Annotated in this window: 17 protein-coding genes; 12 read left to right on the top strand and 5 right to left on the bottom strand. The window is 67.9% G+C overall.

Annotated elements, in window-relative coordinates; translation table 11 throughout:
• Positions 1 to 163 precede the first annotated feature (163 nt).
• Both gcvH and ACFVVI_RS27215 read right to left on the bottom strand, forming a co-directional pair.
• Positions 164 to 577 (bottom strand): glycine cleavage system protein GcvH, encoded by a 414-nt coding sequence (gene gcvH, locus ACFVVI_RS27220; protein WP_378631210.1) that lies wholly within the window; start codon positions 575 to 577, stop codon positions 164 to 166.
• A 27-nt stretch (positions 578 to 604) separates the two neighbouring features.
• Positions 605 to 1240, bottom strand: a complete 636-nt coding sequence (locus ACFVVI_RS27215) for a CDP-alcohol phosphatidyltransferase family protein (protein WP_378631208.1) — start codon at positions 1238 to 1240, stop codon at positions 605 to 607.
• 121 nt (positions 1241 to 1361) lie between these two features.
• Between ACFVVI_RS27215 and ACFVVI_RS27210 the strand changes: the two genes are divergently transcribed.
• From ACFVVI_RS27210 to ACFVVI_RS27200, 3 genes are all read left to right on the top strand, one after another.
• Complete coding sequence (locus ACFVVI_RS27210) at positions 1362 to 2759, top strand: DUF2252 domain-containing protein (protein ID WP_387447410.1); 1398 nt, start codon at positions 1362 to 1364, stop codon at positions 2757 to 2759.
• A 63-nt stretch (positions 2760 to 2822) separates the two neighbouring features.
• Entirely contained in the window at positions 2823 to 3701 is an 879-nt protein-coding gene (locus ACFVVI_RS27205; protein ID WP_378991908.1) for a nuclease-related domain-containing protein, read from the top strand.
• Between the two features lie 31 nt (positions 3702 to 3732).
• Positions 3733 to 4329, top strand: coding sequence for a phosphatase PAP2 family protein (locus ACFVVI_RS27200; RefSeq protein WP_387447409.1), 597 nt, complete (start codon positions 3733 to 3735; stop codon positions 4327 to 4329).
• Here the strand turns inward: ACFVVI_RS27200 and ACFVVI_RS27195 are convergent.
• Positions 4326 to 6257 (bottom strand): acyl-CoA dehydrogenase, encoded by a 1932-nt coding sequence (locus tag ACFVVI_RS27195; protein ID WP_378991904.1) that lies wholly within the window; start codon positions 6255 to 6257, stop codon positions 4326 to 4328. The two genes, ACFVVI_RS27200 and ACFVVI_RS27195, sit on opposite strands and share 4 nt — an antisense overlap.
• Positions 6258 to 6358: 101 nt before the next feature.
• On the opposite strand from ACFVVI_RS27195, the gene ACFVVI_RS27190 reads away from it, so the two are divergent.
• Genes ACFVVI_RS27190 through ACFVVI_RS27180 form a run of 3 tightly spaced genes read left to right on the top strand, consistent with a single transcriptional unit; the run spans position 6359 to position 9540 of the window.
• Positions 6359 to 6979 (top strand): TetR family transcriptional regulator, encoded by a 621-nt coding sequence (locus ACFVVI_RS27190; RefSeq protein WP_379314630.1) that lies wholly within the window; start codon positions 6359 to 6361, stop codon positions 6977 to 6979.
• A gap of 3 nt (positions 6980 to 6982) precedes the next feature.
• Positions 6983 to 7912, top strand: coding sequence for an ATP-binding cassette domain-containing protein (locus ACFVVI_RS27185; protein WP_387447408.1), 930 nt, complete (start codon positions 6983 to 6985; stop codon positions 7910 to 7912).
• A complete protein-coding gene (locus ACFVVI_RS27180; protein ID WP_387447407.1) occupies positions 7909 to 9540 on the top strand; it encodes an ABC transporter permease in 1632 nt (543 codons plus the stop codon). Before ACFVVI_RS27185 ends, ACFVVI_RS27180 begins: the two co-directional genes overlap by 4 nt.
• A gap of 60 nt (positions 9541 to 9600) precedes the next feature.
• Here ACFVVI_RS27180 and ACFVVI_RS27175 read toward each other — a convergent pair whose 3' ends face one another.
• The gene (locus ACFVVI_RS27175; protein WP_387447406.1) at positions 9601 to 11100 is read right to left on the bottom strand and encodes a sugar transferase; all 1500 of its coding nucleotides are present in this window, start codon (positions 11098 to 11100) and stop codon (positions 9601 to 9603) included.
• A gap of 487 nt (positions 11101 to 11587) precedes the next feature.
• On the opposite strand from ACFVVI_RS27175, the gene ACFVVI_RS27170 reads away from it, so the two are divergent.
• The 4 genes from ACFVVI_RS27170 to ACFVVI_RS27155 are packed head-to-tail and all read left to right on the top strand — an operon-like array spanning position 11588 to position 15322.
• On the top strand, positions 11588 to 12847 hold the full coding sequence (locus tag ACFVVI_RS27170; RefSeq protein ID WP_387447405.1) for a methyltransferase domain-containing protein: 1260 nt from the start codon (positions 11588 to 11590) through the stop codon (positions 12845 to 12847).
• 14 nt (positions 12848 to 12861) lie between these two features.
• Positions 12862 to 13638 carry a glucose-1-phosphate cytidylyltransferase gene (locus ACFVVI_RS27165; protein ID WP_379312903.1) on the top strand — a complete coding sequence of 259 codons (777 nt, stop codon included), beginning with the start codon at positions 12862 to 12864 and terminating at the stop codon, positions 13636 to 13638.
• A complete protein-coding gene (locus tag ACFVVI_RS27160; protein ID WP_387447466.1) occupies positions 13635 to 14285 on the top strand; it encodes a PIG-L deacetylase family protein in 651 nt (216 codons plus the stop codon). Before ACFVVI_RS27165 ends, ACFVVI_RS27160 begins: the two co-directional genes overlap by 4 nt.
• Before the next feature lie 2 nt (positions 14286 to 14287).
• Positions 14288 to 15322, top strand: coding sequence for an NAD-dependent epimerase/dehydratase family protein (locus tag ACFVVI_RS27155; protein WP_387447465.1), 1035 nt, complete (start codon positions 14288 to 14290; stop codon positions 15320 to 15322).
• Here the strand turns inward: ACFVVI_RS27155 and ACFVVI_RS27150 are convergent.
• Positions 15300 to 15863: a dTDP-4-dehydrorhamnose 3,5-epimerase family protein gene (locus tag ACFVVI_RS27150; RefSeq protein ID WP_378991895.1), complete on the bottom strand. Its 564-nt coding sequence runs from the start codon at positions 15861 to 15863 to the stop codon at positions 15300 to 15302. The genes ACFVVI_RS27155 and ACFVVI_RS27150 overlap by 23 nt on opposite strands.
• 14 nt (positions 15864 to 15877) lie before the next feature.
• On the opposite strand from ACFVVI_RS27150, the gene ACFVVI_RS27145 reads away from it, so the two are divergent.
• Together ACFVVI_RS27145 and ACFVVI_RS27140 are read left to right on the top strand one after the other, a co-directional pair.
• Positions 15878 to 16990 (top strand): class I SAM-dependent methyltransferase, encoded by a 1113-nt coding sequence (locus tag ACFVVI_RS27145; RefSeq protein WP_387447404.1) that lies wholly within the window; start codon positions 15878 to 15880, stop codon positions 16988 to 16990.
• 190 nt (positions 16991 to 17180) lie between these two features.
• The gene (locus ACFVVI_RS27140) at positions 17181 to 17816 is read left to right on the top strand and encodes an MspA family porin (RefSeq protein ID WP_379313018.1); all 636 of its coding nucleotides are present in this window, start codon (positions 17181 to 17183) and stop codon (positions 17814 to 17816) included.
• Positions 17817 to 17823: the final 7 nt, after the last annotated feature.

Raw genomic sequence — 17823 nt, 5'->3', positions numbered from 1 at the left:
TCGAACCTGATTATCCATGCAAGCAGGTGCTGTATTCGGCGACACGACCGGCGCGATCACATCGCCAGGAAAAGATCCCGGCGTCGATTCCCCGACGTATCCGCTTGGCTTTGACCGTACCCTGCCGGGGCGTGCCCGTGCAGGGAGAACTGTGAAGGCTGAGTCAGCCCCCGATAACTCCTTGGTAACCCGCTGCATCCAGCAGTTCACCGAGGGCGGAATCGAGGGTTGCCTCGTCGTCGAACGCGAGCTCGAACAGCCAACCCTCGTTGTAGGGATCTTCGTTGAGCGTCTCCGGCGTCTGGACCAGATCCTCGTTCACCGCAACGACTTTGCCGGTGAGCGGAGCGTAGATGTCGGACACGCTCTTGGTCGACTCGACCTCGGCGATGCTGTCGCCGACGGTCACGTCTTTGTCGACATCGGGCAGCTGGACGAACACGACGTCACCCAGCTGTGACTGGGCGTAATCGGTGATGCCGACACGGACCGCCGTGGGGCTGGTCCGCCGCACCCATTCGTGCTCTTCGGTGTAGCGCAGTTCCTCAGGGGTCCGGGTCACTGGACGTCCTTTCATCGTCGACGTTGCACGCAACAGTATCGACTAGCTCCCCCGGTGCGGCACAGGCGGTATCGATCGCGCGACCGCGACCGCGAGCCCCGCGTAGAGCAGCCCGGTCCAGACGTAGAGTGCCGTGCCCCAGATCAGCAGGGCCCAGCCGAAGGCCCACCCGAAACTCGCCCCCGCCCAGTCCATCTCCCCGGTCAATATCCACGGCAGCGCCGACATCAGCGCGAAAGTGGCCGCTTTGCCCAGGTAGATCACTTCCGGCGCGGGTAGTTCGCGCCGCTTGTACACCGAAAGGGTCGCGGTGAGTACCAGATCGCGTGCGATCAAGATCACTGCCAGCCACCACGGCAGCAGGCCGCGCACAACGAAGGCCACCAGGGTCGTCACCAGATAGAGCCGATCGACGAGCGGGTCGAGCAGCGCTCCCAGACGCGAGGACTGATCGAGCAATCGGGCGAGTTTGCCGTCGAGGAAATCGGTGAAGCCGCTGGCGATCAGCAAGGCGAAGGCCCAGCCGTCGGCGTGGCGGACCAGCAGCAGCCAGAGGAAGACGGGGATGCCGATCAACCGCACCACGCTCAGCGCGTTGGGCACGGTCAGGATGCGGTCGCTGAACACGCCACCGGTTTCGGTGTCGTGCGTGCCCGGCGTTCCTGATTCGGTTGCCACGCCCCTGCTTACCGCACCGACCCCGTCCGGCGCCATCCGGCCACGCCGAAACGCCGTCAACTCCGCTGTGTACCGAGCGCCACGCTGCCCGGCGCGCGGCAACCGGCTAACCTCGGCAATCGTGTCCGACAGTGGTATTGATCTGCGTTCCTACGTCTCCGCCGAGGACGCCCGCGAGCGTGGCCGGGCTGCCCGGCGGCGGGTGCCTGTCACCGAGCGTGACCGTGCCGCGGCGAGCCCCGATCGGCCGACGGTGCGCGAATTCATCGACATCAGCAACCGTGGCCGGATCGAACGTCTGATCCCGTTGCGGATCGGGCGGATGATCGCCTCGCCGTTCACCTTCTTCCGCGGCGCCGCGGGCCTGATGGCCGCCGACCTCGCCGCCGGACCGGACAGTGGTCTGGCCGCCCAGATCTGTGGTGACGCCCACGCCGCCAACTTCGGCCTCTACGGCACTCAACGTGGCGAGATCGTGATGGATATCAATGATTTCGACGAGACGGTCATGGGCCCGTGGGAGTGGGATCTGGAGCGTCTGGCGGCAAGCCTCGTGCTGGCGGGACGCGAGAGCGCCGTCGACGAGGACTACTGCCTGCGCGCGGCACGCGATGCCGCCCGTTCCTACCGTCATACCGTCGGCGAATTGGCCGACATGCCGTTCATGCAGTCCTGGACGGCGTTGCCCGACGAGTCGATCCTCACCAGTGCCAAAGCCGAAGACCTGCTCGACGACTTCAAGAAGGCCGCGAAGAAGGCGCGCAAGAACACCAGCGCCAAGGTGGTGGCGAAGTGGACCGAGCACCTCGACGACCACGAGACCGACATCCGCAAACACCGTTTCGTCAGCGATCCACCCGTGCTGACCGCGGTCGACACGCCGGTGTCGGAAGCCGTGATCGACGGCCTGCAACGCTACGCGGGCACCATCCGGGAATCCCGGCGCAACCTGCTGGCCAGGTTCGCGGTCTCCGATGTCGCGTTCCGCATCGTCGGCACCGGCAGCGTCGGCCTGCACAGCTATGTGGCGCTGTTGCACGGCAACGACGGCGAGGCGGTGGTGTTGCAGGTCAAGCAGGCGCGCCCATCCGCCCTCGCGCCGTTCCTGCCGCCCACCGAGCCCCGGCACGAGGGTGAACGGATCGTGGTCGGCGCGCGGACCGTGCAGTCCGAGACCGACATCCTGCTCGGTTGGACGACCGTCGAACTCGACGAGTCGCTGCCCTTCATCGTGCGTCAGTTCCGCAATCTCAAGGGCAGCATCGACCCGGCGGAACTGTCCGCCGACGATCTCGACGACTACGGCCGCCTCGCCGGCGCCCTGCTGGCCCGCGCACACGCTCGCTCCCTCGACCCGCGCGCGCTGGCGGGGTATCTGGAAACCGACGATGACGACGACGAGCGGTTCGAGGACTCGGTGGCCCGCTTCGCGGTGCGCTACGCCGACCGCACCGAGGCCGATCACGCCGACCTCGTCGCCGCCGTGGACGCGGGCACGGTCGCCGCCGAACAGGATTGATCGAGCTACGATGTACGCCAACGGTTCTCGGCACAACGAAGGGCGGTCTCCATGCTCGTGCGCGTGCAGAATGCGGCAGGCAGCGATGCCGAGGCGGCACTGATCGACTGGTTGCGCACGTGGAAGGACCCGGCGAGCCCGCACGGCGTCGCCACGATCAACTGCAGCCTGTTCCACCAGGATCGGCTGCATCAGTTCGACGCGGTGGTCTGGACTCCGACCAGTTGCGTGATCATCGAGGCGGAGACGTTCACCGCCCCGCAGGACGGCGTGCTCGAGATCCCGCTCAACGGTCCGTGGATGGTCTCCGGCGAACTCGCCCAGTTCGCGGGCGCGGAGAAATCGACGCCGCTGGAACGTTCGCGTGATCACACCTTCGCCCTGCAGGACTATCTCGCCGCGCGCGGGCTCGGCCAGCGCGCGGTGCACGGTCTCGGCCTGATCGTGCCGATGCCCGGCGCCCAGATCGACGTGCACCAGGGCTGGAGCGACCCGAGCTTCGATGTGATCGTCACCGACGACCCGCAACGGCTCGAGATGTATTTCGAATTGCTGGCCGAGAAGGAACACAACCTCTGGACGGCCAACGACGTCGCCATCGCGTTTCGTGGCCTCGGCATCCTGCCGTTCCTGCCCGCGCCACAGGATCTGCTCAACGAGGGCTTCCTCGGCCCGATCGACGTGACGCTGTGGCACGGCGGGCCCACCCAGGCTGCCGCGGAGTCCTATGCCGAGCAACAGGCCGAGCTCGAACGCCAGGCGCAGTCCCGGGGCATGGTCGCGCCGTGGTACAGCCCGTGGAAGCTGTATCCGCGGGTCGGCGGCGATCTCGATTTCGGCCGGGCGTTCCTGCGGATCACCCTCGCTCTCGGCATGATCGTGGCCATCGTGTGGGTGCTGTGGTTCCTGGTCACGGCGGTGCTCACCTACGGTCCGGCCTGAGCGGCGCCGGACGGCGGCTATCGTCGCGTTCGTGATCGACCGTGTCGGTAGTACCTGCGCTGGGCGGGTGGCAGCGATCGGCGCCGGTGCCGCGCTGACCGCATCGCTGCCGTTGACGTTCCCCGCGGACGGCGGCCCGACCGAGCTGGATTCGGTGGTGCCGGACAACACCGTCTCCGCCGGCCTCGCGCAGGTACTCGTCACGCCGAGTAACGCGCCGGTGGTCGTGGCGCTGCTCCTGGCCGCGTGTGCTTTTTTCGCGCTCCACCGGCAGTGGTGGCGGGCCGTGACCATGCTGGTGGTTCCCGAGGTCGCGTTGGTGGTCAACACCTGGTTGCTGAAACCACTGTGGGATCGGCAGCTGGACGACCATCTCGCCTACCCGAGCGGGCACACCGTCCACATGGTGGCTGTCGCAACAACTTTCGCTTGCCTGGTGACCGACCTGCGGACACGGATCGCGGTCGCGACGCTCACCGTGCTCGCCCTGATCGCGATCACCCCCGCGATGGCCGAGCTGGGCTACCACCGCCCCACCGATGTCCTCGGTGGGGCGGCGGCGGCCGCCTCGATGGCGATCGGCCTGTGCTGGATCTCCGATGCCCTACACGCCCGGCGCGCCGCCTAGCGACGATCGAAAACGCTGGCGTCGTGCAGCATTTCGGCGCGCAACATCGTCTCGGGCACACCCATCGCCTCCACCAGGGTCAGCGCGTCCGGACGCAGGCGGTCGACGAGTTCGTTCACCCCGCGCCGCACCGCCTTGGCCCGCTCCACCGACATGAACCGGTGCATGATGTACCAGGCCAGGTTCTCCTCCAGCGAGGCGTAAACGAAGAGGTCACAGACGGTTTCGGCCAGCGCCTTGGCATCCGGGTCCTCGATGGTGGCGATGCCGTCGACGAATTCCTCGAGCACGAGCCGGTCGATGTGCGCGGCGCCGGCGGCCAGGATGTGGTCCTGGGCATTGTTGAACGCCTCGAACGGGCCGGTGTCGGCGGCGCGGGCGCGCAGCCGGTGCGCGGCGGTGCGCAGCAGGTAGTCCTCGCGGTCGGCGAACAGCTGTAGCTGGACGTCGCGTTTGGACAGGTCGCCTTCGTCGACGGACTCGTCGTTGCGGTCGCGCAGGGTCTGGATCAGCTGCCGCACGCCCGAGCGTTTGCGCACCACGTCACCGGCCATGGTGGCGGCGAAGCGCACCCAGCCGAGTGCGTCGAGGTCGCGGACCTCGTCGGAGTAGGCGGTGAGCAGCTCCTTCGCCACGAGCTGGGTCAAGACGACGTTGTCACCTTCGAAGGTGGTGAACACATCGGTATCGGCTTTCAGCGTCACCAGGCGGTTCTCGGTGAGATAGCCGGCGCCGCCGCAGGCTTCGCGGCATTCCTGAATCGCCCGTGTGGCGTGGCGGGTCTGAGCCACCTTCAGACCGGCGGCACGCTTCTCCAGCGCCCGCTGTGAGCTCGGTTCGGTGTTTTCCCCGCGCTGGATCTCGTCCATCCGGCGCACGAGGTCGTTCTGGGCGAAGGCCAGCGCGAACGACTTCGCGACCAGCGGCAGCAGCCTGCGCTGATGGCTGCGGTAGTCCAGCAGCAGGGTCTCCTCACCGGTATCGGGGTCGGCGAACTGTCGGCGTGCCAACGCATAGCGGACGGCGATACTCAGTGCCACCCGCGCGCCCGCCGCGGCCGCGCCACCCACACTGACCCGGCCACGCACCAGCGTGCCGAGGGTGGTGAAGAAACGGCGGCTCGGGTTCTCGATCTCCGAGCTGTAGGTACCGTCCGCGGACACATCGGCGTAGCGATTGAGCAGGTTCTCGCGGGGGATCCGCACCTGGTCGAAGACGATCCGGCCGTTGTCGACGCCGGGCAGGCCGCCCTTGATACCGTCGTCGTAGGTGGTCACGCCGGGCAGGTCCGCGCCGAGGTCGTCACGGATCGGCACCAGCAGGCAGTGCACCCCTTTGCTCTCGCCGCCGACGATCAGCTGAGCGAACACCGCGGCCATCCGCGCGTGCACCGCGGCACCACCGATGTAGTCCTTACGCGCCGACGGGGTCGGGGTGTTGACGACGAATTCCTGGGTGGCCGGGTCATAGGTGGCCGTGGTCTCCAGATCGGCGACATCGCTGCCATGGCCCGACTCGGTCATCGCGAAACAGCCGAGCAGATCGAGCGAGATCAGGCGCTTGATGAAGTCACGGTGACGTTCGGTGCCCAGGTTCTCCACCGCGCCACCGAACAGTCCCCACTGCACGCCGGATTTCACCCACAGCGACAGGTCGGTGTAGGCGAGCATCTCCAGCCCGACGACCGCGCCGCCGGGATCACCGGTGCCGCCGTTCTCGGGCCGGAACCCACGCTCGGGGTAGCCCATGGTCGCGATGACCCGCATCTGGTCGAGCACGCGAGCTCTCGCCGCGTGGATGTCGAGTTCGGGATCGTCGGTGAATTCCGCACCGGCGAGCTGGGTGCGCGCCTGCTCCCTGACCGTGCGCCACGGTCCGTCCAGCGCTGCGCGGAGATGTTCTGCCGTCGTCGATGTGCCGGTAGCCATGGCTTCGACATTAGCCCGCACACGATGGGTCACCCAGGCCCGAAACTCGGATCGGGTGAAAGTCTTGCCAACGGATTGAACACGCGTTTAACATATTGAACATGCGTTCAGCCGATCTCACCACCGCCGCCAGGATTCGCGATGCCGCGATCGAATTGTTCGGTGAGCAGGGCTTCGGCGTCGGCGTACGGGCCATCGCCGCCGCAGCCGGGGTGTCACCCGGGCTGGTGAACCATCACTTCGGCTCCAAGGACGGCCTGCGCGCGGTCTGCGACGATCGTGTGCTCGAGATCATCCGCGACGAGAAGCTGCGCGCGATCCAGGCGCCCGGTCCCGCGGGGATCTTGAACGCGATGGCCGAGATCGAGATGTACGCACCCCTAGTGGCCTACATACTGCGCAGCTTCCAGGCAGGCGGCCCGCTGTCGGAGTCATTGCTCGAACACATGATCTCCGACGCGGAGCAGTACATGCAGACCGCCGTCGACGAGGGCAAGGCCAAGCCGAGCCGCGACCACGCGGCCCGCGCTCGCTACATCGTGCTCTGCCATGTCGGCGCGATGAACCTCTACCTCCAGATGCGCATGCAGCGCGAAGGAAAACTCGATTACCGCAAAGCGATTCGTGAGCTGTCCGACGAGATCACCTTCCCGGCGCTCGAGCTCTACACCCAAGGATTACTCACCGATTCCACCATGCTCGACACCCTTTTCGAGGAGTAGACGATGCCCTCCCCCACCACCGACCGGGTCATCGATGTCGCGGGCCTGCGAAAGACGTTCGGCCGCTTCACCGCGCTCGACGGACTCGACCTACACGTCAGCACCGGCGAAATCCACGGTTTCCTCGGTCCCAACGGCGCAGGCAAGTCCACCACCATCCGAATCCTGCTCGGAGTACTGCGCGCGACCGGTGGCGAAGCCGCGGTCTTCGGCCGAGACCCCTGGACCGATGCGGTCGACCTGCATCGCCGGATCGCCTATGTCCCCGGCGATGTCACGCTGTGGCCGTCACTGTCGGGCGGTGAGACGATCGACCTGCTCGCCCGCATGCGCGGCGGGCTGGACGAGTCACGCCGCGGCGAGCTGATCGAACGCTTCGAACTCGACCCCACCAAGAAGGCGCGCACCTATTCCAAGGGCAACCGGCAGAAAGTCGCACTGGTGTCGGCCTTTTCGGCGAACGCGGATCTGCTGATCCTCGACGAGCCCACCTCGGGTCTGGACCCGCTGATGGAGCAGGTCTTCCAGGACTGCGTGCGCGATGCCGCCGCCCGTGGCGCGACGGTGCTGCTGTCGAGCCACATCCTGTCCGAGGTCGAGCACTTGTGCGACCGGGTCACCATCATCCGCGCCGGGCGTACCGTCGAATCCGGTTCGCTCGACGACCTGCGCCATCTGAGCCGCACTGCCATCACCGCCGACCTGATCGGCGATCCCGGCGATCTGAGCACGATGCCCGGGGTCGGCGATGTCGAACGAGACGGTTCGACCCTGCGCTGCCAGGTCGACGCCGACCACCTCGGCGCACTGATCCGGGTACTCGGCGACGCGGGGGTCCGTAGCCTGACCAGCGCACCACCGACGCTAGAGGATCTGTTCCTTCGCCACTACCACGTCGACGACGCCGAGACCGCGGAGAAGGTGCGGGCATGACTGCGACAGCCGCTCTCCCCCGTTTCGCCGGAACTGCTCGCACCGCAGGCGAATTCGCCGGCACCGGCCAGATGCTGCGCCTGTATCTGCGCCGCGACCGGGTGGTCGCGCCGCTGTGGTCGCTGCTGATCGGGCTGATGCCCGCGCTGCAGATCGTGTCGATCAAGGACATCTACACCACCGGAGAACAACTCGACCACTTCGCGGCGACCACGGCGGCCAGCCCCGCGCTGATCGCCATGTACGGACCCGTTTTCAGCTCGGCACTCGGTTCCATCGGCACCTGGAAGGCCGGGGCGATGTACGCGATGATCGCGATCGCCGCGGTACTCACGGTCATCCGCCACACCAGGGTCGAGGAGGAGACCGGGCGCGCGGAACTGGTCGGCGCCACCAGCATCGGCCGCTTCGCCGGCCTCACCGGAGCACTCCTGCTCACCTACGGTGCTTCGGCGGTTGCCGGAATCGTCTGTGCCGCTTCACTGATGGCCACCGATCTGCCTGCCGGAGGGTCGGTCGCCTTCGGCGCCGCACTCGCCGGCTCCGGTGTGGTCTGGGGTGCGGTGGCCGCCGTCGCCGCGCAGGTCAGCACCGGCGCGCGGCTTGCCCGTGGCATCGCGCTGGGCGCACTGGGCGCGGCGTTCGCGGTACGCGCGGTCGGCGATGCGGGAAACGGTGTGCTGTCCTGGTTTTCGCCGCTGGGGTGGTGCCTGCAGATCCGCCCGTTCGCCGACGAACGCTGGTGGGTGCTCGTACCGATGGCCGCCCTCGCCACCGGCGCGACGCTGCTCGCCTATCGGTTGCTGCGGACACGCGATATCGGCGCGGGATTGCTGGCCGACCGACCCGGACCGGCCGTCGCGGGCACCGCGCTGTCGGGTCCGGTGGGTCTGGCCTGGCGGCTGCAGCGAGGTTCGCTGCTCGCCTGGACGACCGGTTTCGCCCTCTACGGTCTGCTCATCGGCGGTGCGGTCAACAGCATCGGCGGCATGCTCGACGACAGCGGCACCCTGCAGGACGTGGTCACCTCGATGGGCGGGTCGGCCGATCTGGAGAAGTCGTTCATCGCCTACGCCGTCACCATGCTGGCCGCCGCGGCCGCCGCCTACTCCGTGTCGGCGCTGCTGCGATTGCACGAGGAGGAGAACTCCGGGCGCGCGGAGACGGTCCTGGCCGCCGCGGTGGGCCGCGTGCGCTACGCGTCGAGCCACCTGCTGTTCGCGATCGGCGGACCCGCCGTGGCACTGCTGACCGCGGGCCTGGCGATCGGCATCGTCTGGGGCGCGACAGACGGCGACCTCCCCGGCAAGGTCGGCGAGTCCTTGGGCGCGGTCGCGGTACAACTGCCCGCGGTCTGGGTGGTCACCGCCATCGCGATGCTGTTGTTCGGCGCACTGCCCAAGTACGCGGCACTCGCGTGGGGCGTGCTGAGCGCGATGATCGTGATCTTCGTGCTGGGCTCGCTGGGCAGCTTCTCGCAGTGGATCCTCGATCTGGTGCCCTTCGTCCACCCGCCGAAGCTGCCGGGTGCGGCGTTCGACATGGTGCCGATCGGCTACCTGCTCGCCCTCGCGGGGGCGGGGATCGCGGTGGGGCTCATGGCCTTCCGCCGGCGCGACCTGCGCTGACCGGGAGCGCGCGCTCCGTGTAGCCGAGCCGGGGTGGTGAGTCGACTCGCCACCCCGGTTTCAGTACGCGCCGTCGCCGCGGGTGACCGCTCCGATGGTGCGCGCGATCAACGCCAGATCCAGCACCATCGACCAGTTCTCGACATAGGACAGGTCGAGGCGCACCGAGTCCTCCGGCGACAGATCCGACCGTCCGCTGACCTGCCACAACCCGGTGACGCCCGGCTTCACCAGCAGCCGCCGCCGCATCTCCCCGTCGTAGCTGTCGACCTCACGTTGCACCTGCGGCCGTGGCCCGACGACACTCATGTCGCCGCGCAGCACATTGAAGAACTGGGGCAGCTCGTCGAGGCTGTACTTGCGCAGGAAGCGGCCGACGGCGGTGACCCGCGGATCGTCTTTGACCTTGAAGAACAACGGATTTCCACCGTGGCGCTCGATGAGCGCCTCCACCGCGTGGTCGGCGTCGACGAGCATGCTGCGGAACTTGATCATCCGGAACGGAATACCGTCGCGCCCGATCCGCTCCGACAGGTAGAACACCGGCCCCGCACTCGTCATCTTCACGGCGATCGCGATGGCGGCCAGCATCGGCGCGACGAGCACCAGCACGGTCGCGGCGAAACACACATCGAACAGCGCTTTGCGGCTCGACTTCGCCCGTCCGTAGCGCGGCGGGTCGATGTGCAGCATCGGCATCCCCGCGACGAGGCGGTTGGTCAGCCGCGCCCCCGCGATGTCGGCGATGCCGGGCGCGACGATCAGATCGACGCCGAGAGGATCCAATGCCCATGCCATCCGCCGCAACTCGGCGGGTCCGAGATGGTCGGTCGCGGCCACGGCCACGGAGTCGGCGCCACTGCGGCGCACCGCCTCCAGCACCGAGCGATCGTCGCCGAGCACCGACGGCCCGTCGGACGTATCGAACTGCGCGCTCACCGATCCCGCGGGCACGCAGACACCGACCACGCGATAGCCGGAGCCGGGATCGCCGGTGAACGCCGACGCCATCGCCTGCGCGGCCTCCGGCGAACCCACGACCAGCACCGCGATGTGGCACCGCCCTTGCGCGCGCCACCGCCGCAACCGCCATCGCCACGCCAATCGCCCCACGACCAGCGCGAACAGCCCGGCGGGCAACGCGATGGCGAGATAGCCGCGCGCGACCTCCACCCGGAACAGCAGCGCGAGGATCGCGAGCACACCGAACAGCCGCAGGGTCGCCGACACCAGCCTGCGGAACTCCTCGGTCCCGGTGCCGACCACCTGCGGGGTGCGGCTGCCGTAGCCGTGCAACAACGCCAGCCACCCGGCGGCCAACGCCAGCGACACCACGGAGTAGCCGACCTCGTAGGGCAGCGGCCAGGCCAGCGGCGGCGCGGCGGGACCGCCGAAGCGAATGACCTGTGCCGCCGCGACCGCACCGAACACCGCGATCACATCGGTCACCGCCAACCGCTGGACCAGTGCGCTCTGCCAACTCTCGCGTTGGGTGCGGCGCAGCACCTGGACACCGTTGACAACATCGACGTCGCCACTTCCGGTGAGCTCGTAGCTCATGAACCCACACCTCCCCTTCGGGCGACGAATCGTTTCCCGATCCCCGTCGACCGGAATGCGGCCGTTGCGGCCGTCCTACTTCCCGTCGATTCGATACCCGCCTGCTGATTGTTACAGACCACCAGCAGGGGTTCTTTCCGAAGACTCACCGCCACAAGGGATTCCAGTAGTTAGCCACTTCACAGCGCAATCGGACAGCTATCACCGAACCGCTATTGCCTTTCGATATGAATGCAGGACAATCACTTTCACAAGTGATCGCCATCACAAACAGAGGAGGAATGGTCGTCCTCGCCGGCAGTTAGCCGGTGCCGGATCGGCCTGGTATAACTCCGAAAATTACCATGAATCTGTTTCCGCCCGAATGTTTCGGGGCACTCCTTCTGCCCGCCGCGCTGTAACGTCTGTGCCCACTGATCCGACTTCCGCCATGACCGGCATGAGCCGCGACAGCTCGGGTGAACAGGTATGAAGGTGGGGGCTCCACGTGCAATGTCGACTCTGTGACTCCGAACGGCTCACGAGCGTGCTCGACCTGGGCGCCACCCCACCGTGCGAGAGCTTTCTGTCCGCCGCCGAACTCGACCTGCCCGAATCGACGTATCCGCTGCACCTGCGGTTGTGCGAGGACTGCCTGCTGTTACAGATCCCGGCGCTGATCACCCCCGAGGACACCTTCACCGAGTACGCGTACTTCTCCTCGTTCTCCGACAGCTGGGTCCGCCACGCCGAGCAGTTCGTCACCGCGACCGCCGAACGACTCGGCCTCGGCGGCGATTCGTTCGTCGTCGAGGTGGCGAGCAACGACGGCTACCTGCTGCGACACGCGGTCGCGCGCGGCATCCGCTGTCTGGGCATCGAGCCCTCGGTCAATGTCGGACGCGCGGCCCGCGCGGTCGGCGTACCGACGGACACCGCTTTCCTGGAGCAGGATTCGGCCGCACGGATCCGCGCCGAGCACGGGCCGGCCGACCTGGTGGTCGCCAACAACGTCTACGCCCACGTACCCGACCTGCGCGGGTTCACCCACGCGCTGCGTACCCTGCTCAGCGACGACGGCTGGTGCAGCATCGAAGTGCACCACGCGCTGAACCTGGTCCAGCTCGGCCAGTTCGACACCATCTACCACGAGCACTTCCAGTACTACACCGTCCATTCGGCGCAGCGCGCGCTGGCGATCGCCGGCCTGACCGTCGTCGATGTGGAACTGCTGGACACCCACGGTGGCTCGATCCGGCTGTGGGCACGCCCCGACGCGGTCGCCGAACCCACCGCCCGGGTCACCGAGGTCCTCGACCTCGAGCGTGCGGCGGGGCTGCACGAACCCGCCGGCTACGCCGCGCTGGGTGCCCGTGCCGAATCGGTTCGCCACGAACTGCTGCGTTTCCTGCTCGACTGCCGCGCTGCGGGTAAGCGGGTGGTCGGTTACGGCGCGCCGGGCAAGGGCAACACGTTGCTCAACTACTGCGGCATCCGGCCCGACCTGCTCGAGTACACCGTGGACCGCAACCCCTACAAGCACGGCCGCTACACCCCCGGCACCCGGATTCCGATCCATCCGCCGGAACGCATCGACGCGGACAAGCCCGATGTGGTGCTGGTCCTGCCGTGGAATCTCGAAACCGAGATCACCGCTCAACTCAGCCACGTCGGCGAATGGGGTGGCGAACTGATCTACCCCCTGCCGGTGCTGCATCGCGCCGCCACGGCGGGCGAACCGGTCGCGGCCGGCGCACTCTCCGAATGAAGGTGAACGAACCGATGAAGGTCGTATTGTTCTGTGGCGGATACGGCATGCGCATGCGCGGCGGATCCGACGACGTCGTCCCCAAGCCGATGCAGCTGGTCGGGCCGCGCCCGTTGCTGTGGCACGTGATGCGCTATTACGCGCACTACGGACACACAGAGTTCGTGCTGTGTCTCGGTTACGGCGCCGAGCACATCAAGAACTTCTTTCTCACCTATCAGGAGTCGGCGTCCAACGACTTCGTGATCCGCAACGGTGACGTGGAGCTGCTGGGCAGCGACATCAGCGACTGGACGATCACCTTCGTCGACACCGGCGTCGAATCCGCGATCGGGGAGCGACTGCGCCGCGTGCGCGAGCACCTCGACGGCGACGAATACTTCCTGGCCAACTACGCCGACGTCCTCACCGACGCACCGCTGGACACCATGATCGAGCGTTTCCATGCCTCGGGTGCGGCCGCGTCGATGATGGTGGTGCCGCCGCAGTCCTCGTTCCACTGTGTGGACATCTCGCCGACCGGTGAGGTGAAGGACATCGTGCCGGTGGCGCAGATGCCGCTGTGGGAGAACGGCGGATATTTCGTGCTCAGCCAGGAGATCTTCGATCTGCTGCCCCCTGGCGGCGATCTGGTGGCCGACGCGTGCGGCGCGCTCGCCGGGCAGGGCAGGCTCTTCGGGTATCAGCACATGGGTTTCTGGAAACCGGCCGACACCTTCAAGGAACGCGCCGAACTCGACGACGCCTACCGCAACGGCACCCGGCCGTGGATGGTGTGGGACCGGCCGTGATCGGGCTGTTCACCACCCCGCCGCGCCGGATCGCGGTGCTCGGCGCGCACTGCGACGACATCGCGATCGGGATGGGGGCAACGCTTCTCGCGCTCACCGGCGCCGATCCCGAGGTCGAGGTACGCGCGCTCGTCCTCTCCGGTGGCGGCACCGCACGTGAGGACGAGGAGCGGGCGGCGCTCACCGCGTTCTGCTCGGGCAACAAGCCGGAACTGCACGTCCTCGATGTGCCCGACGGCCGCGCGCCCGCGCACTGGGATCGGATCAAGGACGCACTGGCGGTCTTTCGTCGTGGCGGTGAACCCGAGGTGGTGTTCGCGCCGCATCGTGGCGATGCCCACCAGGACCACCGGCTGCTCGCCGAACTGGTGCCCACCGAGTTCCGTGATCACCTGACCCTGGGTTACGAAATCCTCAAATGGGAGACCGACAGTCCGACTTCCACCCTCTACCACCCGCTGAGTCACGCACTCGTACAGCAGAAGTCGCGTCTGCTGCACGAACACTATCCGTCGCAGACGGGCCGCGACTGGTTCGACGAACAGGCCTTCCTCGGGCTGGCCCGGATGCGTGGCGTGCAGTGCCACGCACCGTATGCCGAGGCGTTCGTGCTCGACAAAGCGATCATCAGATGGGAACAGACGTGAACATGCGGGTACTGGTCACCGGGCACCAGGGCTATCTCGGCACCGTGATGGTGCCGGTGCTGCGGGCGGCGGGCCACCAGGTCACCGGCCTGGACATCGGCTACTTCGCCGACTGCCTGCTCGGCGAATTCGCCGGTGACCCCGACGGTTCGGCGGTGGACCTGCGCGAGGTGAGCGTCGAGCAGCTGCGCGGTTTCGACGCGGTGATCCACCTCGCGGCGTTGTCGAACGATCCCCTGGGCGCCCTGGCGCCGGAGATCACCTACGACATCAACCATCACGCGTCGGTGCGACTGGCCCGCCTCGCCAAGGAGGCCGGGGTGTCGCGGTTCCTCTACGCGTCTACCTGCTCGGTCTACGGCGCCGCCGGAGCCGACCTCGTCACCGAGGACGCCCCGCTGCGCCCGATCACCCCCTACGCCGAGAGCAAAGTCCGCGTCGAAGACGATGTGGCCGCGCTGGCCGACGACAACTTCGTTCCGGTATTCCTGCGCAACGCCACCGCTTTCGGCTTCTCGCCGCGGTTGCGGGCCGACATCGTGCTCAACAATCTGGTCGGCTACGCGGTGCTCACCGGCGAGGTGAAGGTGCTCTCCGACGGCACCCCGTGGCGGCCCCTGGTGCACGCCGCCGACATCGCCGCCGCGTTCGCCACCTGCCTCACCGCGCCCGCCGCCGACATCTCGTGCCGGGCGTTCAACATCGGCACCGAGGTCAACAACCTCACCGTCGCCGAGATCGCCGCCTCGGTGGTCGACGCGGTCCCCGGATCCCGGCTGCTGATCACCGGCGAGAACGGCGCCGACCCACGGTCCTACCGGGTCGACTTCTCCTACGCGCGTGCGGTTCTCGGCTTCGAGGCGCAGTGGACGGTCCCTGCGGGCGCGGCCGAGCTCTACACCGAGTACACCGCGCGCGGACTCACCGCCGACGCGTTCTTCCGCCGGTACACCCGGCTGCCGCACCTGCAGGGCCTGTGCGACTCCGGGGTGCTCGACGCACAGCTGCGCCGGATCAGTGCGCCGGCGTCAGCGTAGCCAGCAGCGCGGCCCAGGTCCCGGCCCGCGCGTCACGTGCGGAGACCGGGCCGACGGGCAACGGCCATGCGATGGCCAGTTCGGGGTCGTCATAGGCGACCCCGAGGTCCTCGGCGGGATCGTGCGGACGGTCGATGCGGTAGCAGACGTCGGCGATCTCGGTGAGCGCTTGGAACCCGTGCAGGAAACCCGGCGGCACATAGAGGTGATGGAACTGCTCGTCGTCGAGCCGAAACGCTTGGCGCGCACCGAAAGTCGGCGAACCGGGACGAATGTCGACGAGCACGTCGTGCACGGCGCCGTGCGCGCACCGCACCAGCTTGGCCTCACCGCGCCCGCCGCGCCCGTGCATGCCACGGATCACCCCGCGCACCGACCGCGACTGCGAATCCTGTACGAAGGCCGCCGCCGCACCCGGTACCCCGAGATGGGCGTCGAACTCGCCCGCGTCGAAGGTACGGGTGAACAACCCCCGCTCGTCCCGGAACGGTTCGGGAACGAGTACCACTACGTCGGCCAATTCGGTCCGCTCGATACGCACGAGGCCATACTCCCATGACCCACCGATGCCGCGGCTGCGCGAAGACCGCGCTCGTTCCCGTCCTCGATCTCGGCGCAGTCCCGGCGGCGGATCACTTTCCGCCACGTGACGCTCCGGTCGCCGCCACCGAATCCGGCCACCCCCTGCGGATGGACCGGTGCGCGGCATGCGGGCTGGCTCAGCTGGCCGACGACGACACTGTCACCGCGGAGCCCCGCGGTATCGAGCCGCTGGCCCTGCGCGACCAGGCCGCCGAGGCGGTGCGTCTGGTGCACGCCGCCGGGATGCTGCGCGGATCGACGGTCACCGAATTCGGTAGCCCGCACGGCGGCACCTGGCTGCCCCTGCTCGCCGAGCACGGCTTCACCGAGAACACCGGGGAACCGGCCGATGTGGTACTCGACTGCTTCGGGATCATGCACGAACCCGATCAGCGCGCGGCCTTCGCGGCACGGGCCGCGGCGACAGCGCCCGACGGGGTGCTGCTCGTTCAATACCACTCACTGGCCACCATCGTGACGCAGGGACAATGGAACGCGTTGCGGCACGGGCACTTCGCGTACTACTCACTGTCCGCTCTGCGCACCCTGTTGCGGGCGGCGGGGATGAGCGTGGTCACCGCGTGGGAGTTCGACCTCTACGGCGGCACGGTGCTCCTGGCCGTTCGCCACGGCGATCACACCCCCGACGCCACCATCGACAGCCTTCTCGTCGCCGAAGCCGACGCGCTGAGCGCGGCCGCCGAGTTGCAGCAGACGGTCGACCGTCACGTCCGCGCCCTGCGCGGTTGGCTGGACGCCGGTGCCACACAAGGCCGTCGGGTCTATGCCTACGGCGCCGCGTCGCGCGCGGTGGCGCTGCTGAGCATGGCGGGCGCGCACCGCGGCCTGCTCGCCGGTGTCGCCGACGCCGCTCCGGGAAAGCAGGGCTGCCGGATGCCCGGCACCGATGTGCCCATCATCTCCCCCGCCGAACTGGTCGCCGCCGAGCCCGACGTCGTGCTGCTGACGCTGCCGGACCTGCTCGCCGAGGTGAGCGCCGCACTGCCCGAACTCGACGGGCGGTGGATGATCGACGATCCGGCGGGCCCACGCAACCGAGACAGGCATGGCAAGACTGTGGGATAGCCGACCTTATGTCGATCGGCGCATGATCGCAGGACGTGGGATACTCGGAAATGCCCAGCGCCGCACCATGATCGAGTTCGGGTCACCGCTGGACCGCCGCAGTGTCGCGGTGGCCGGTGCCCGGGTCGCAAGGGGAAATGCGGCGCCGAACGCAGCGTTCGACGGGCGAGTATCCAGGGGAAGAATTCTGATGAGGGGAACCACCGTGCTCGCACCACGCGCGCTCCGGATCGCGGCGATGGTATCGGCCATCGCTGTCGGTCTCGCCATGGGGTCAGGCGCCGCTGCTGCCGGAATCGACAGCAGCAGTACTGTTCTCGACGGCAAGAACCGCACCGTCGAGGCGATCCAGTCCGACACCCGGATCGACTTCGTCGCACCACTGGACGGCAATCCGCTCACCCGCGAATGGTTCCACAGCGGCGCGGCCTCCTACCTGGTCACCGGCCCCGACGCCGAGACCTGGTCCGGTCGCATCACGCTCGGCTATCAGGTCGGCTACCCCGCCACCCTCGACGGCAGGATCAAGTTCGAGTGGTCCACCCCGAGCCTCGGCCTCGAGGTCGGCGCCGACGGCCCCACCGTGAAGCTCGACGGCCTCATCCCGCGCGCGGGCATCGAACTCGCCGCCGGCTTCGGCCCCGGCATCCAGGAGGTCGAGGTCGCCGGCGGTGAGATCGCCGGCGCCGAAGGTGTACTGCGTCTTTCGGGTTTCCACGGCACTGTCACCGGTGTGCTCGGCCAGACCAATGTCCGCCCATTCGTGCGGATCGTCGGCTCGTCCGGCGACACCGTCGTCACCTACGGCAAGACCTTCTCGATCTGATCACGAC

The organism is Nocardia sp. NPDC058114 (assembly GCF_042884695.1).
Taxonomy (GTDB): domain Bacteria; phylum Actinomycetota; class Actinomycetes; order Mycobacteriales; family Mycobacteriaceae; genus Nocardia.
Note: the sequence above shows the minus strand (reverse complement) of the source record. Positions and strands in the feature narration are given on the sequence as shown.

Coding starts and splice junctions, on each gene's coding strand:
- ACFVVI_RS27145 (WP_387447404.1), top strand. CDS start 15,878: ATGACCCACCGATGCCGCGGCTGCGCGAAGACCGCGCTCGTTCCCGTC.
- ACFVVI_RS27185 (WP_387447408.1), top strand. CDS start 6,983: ATGCCCTCCCCCACCACCGACCGGGTCATCGATGTCGCGGGCCTGCGA.
- gcvH (WP_378631210.1), bottom strand. CDS start 577: ATGAAAGGACGTCCAGTGACCCGGACCCCTGAGGAACTGCGCTACACC.
- ACFVVI_RS27175 (WP_387447406.1), bottom strand. CDS start 11,100: ATGAGCTACGAGCTCACCGGAAGTGGCGACGTCGATGTTGTCAACGGT.
- ACFVVI_RS27155 (WP_387447465.1), top strand. CDS start 14,288: ATGCGGGTACTGGTCACCGGGCACCAGGGCTATCTCGGCACCGTGATG.
- ACFVVI_RS27140 (WP_379313018.1), top strand. CDS start 17,181: ATGAGGGGAACCACCGTGCTCGCACCACGCGCGCTCCGGATCGCGGCG.
- ACFVVI_RS27195 (WP_378991904.1), bottom strand. CDS start 6,257: ATGGCTACCGGCACATCGACGACGGCAGAACATCTCCGCGCAGCGCTG.
- ACFVVI_RS27180 (WP_387447407.1), top strand. CDS start 7,909: ATGACTGCGACAGCCGCTCTCCCCCGTTTCGCCGGAACTGCTCGCACC.
- ACFVVI_RS27190 (WP_379314630.1), top strand. CDS start 6,359: ATGCGTTCAGCCGATCTCACCACCGCCGCCAGGATTCGCGATGCCGCG.
- ACFVVI_RS27165 (WP_379312903.1), top strand. CDS start 12,862: ATGAAGGTCGTATTGTTCTGTGGCGGATACGGCATGCGCATGCGCGGC.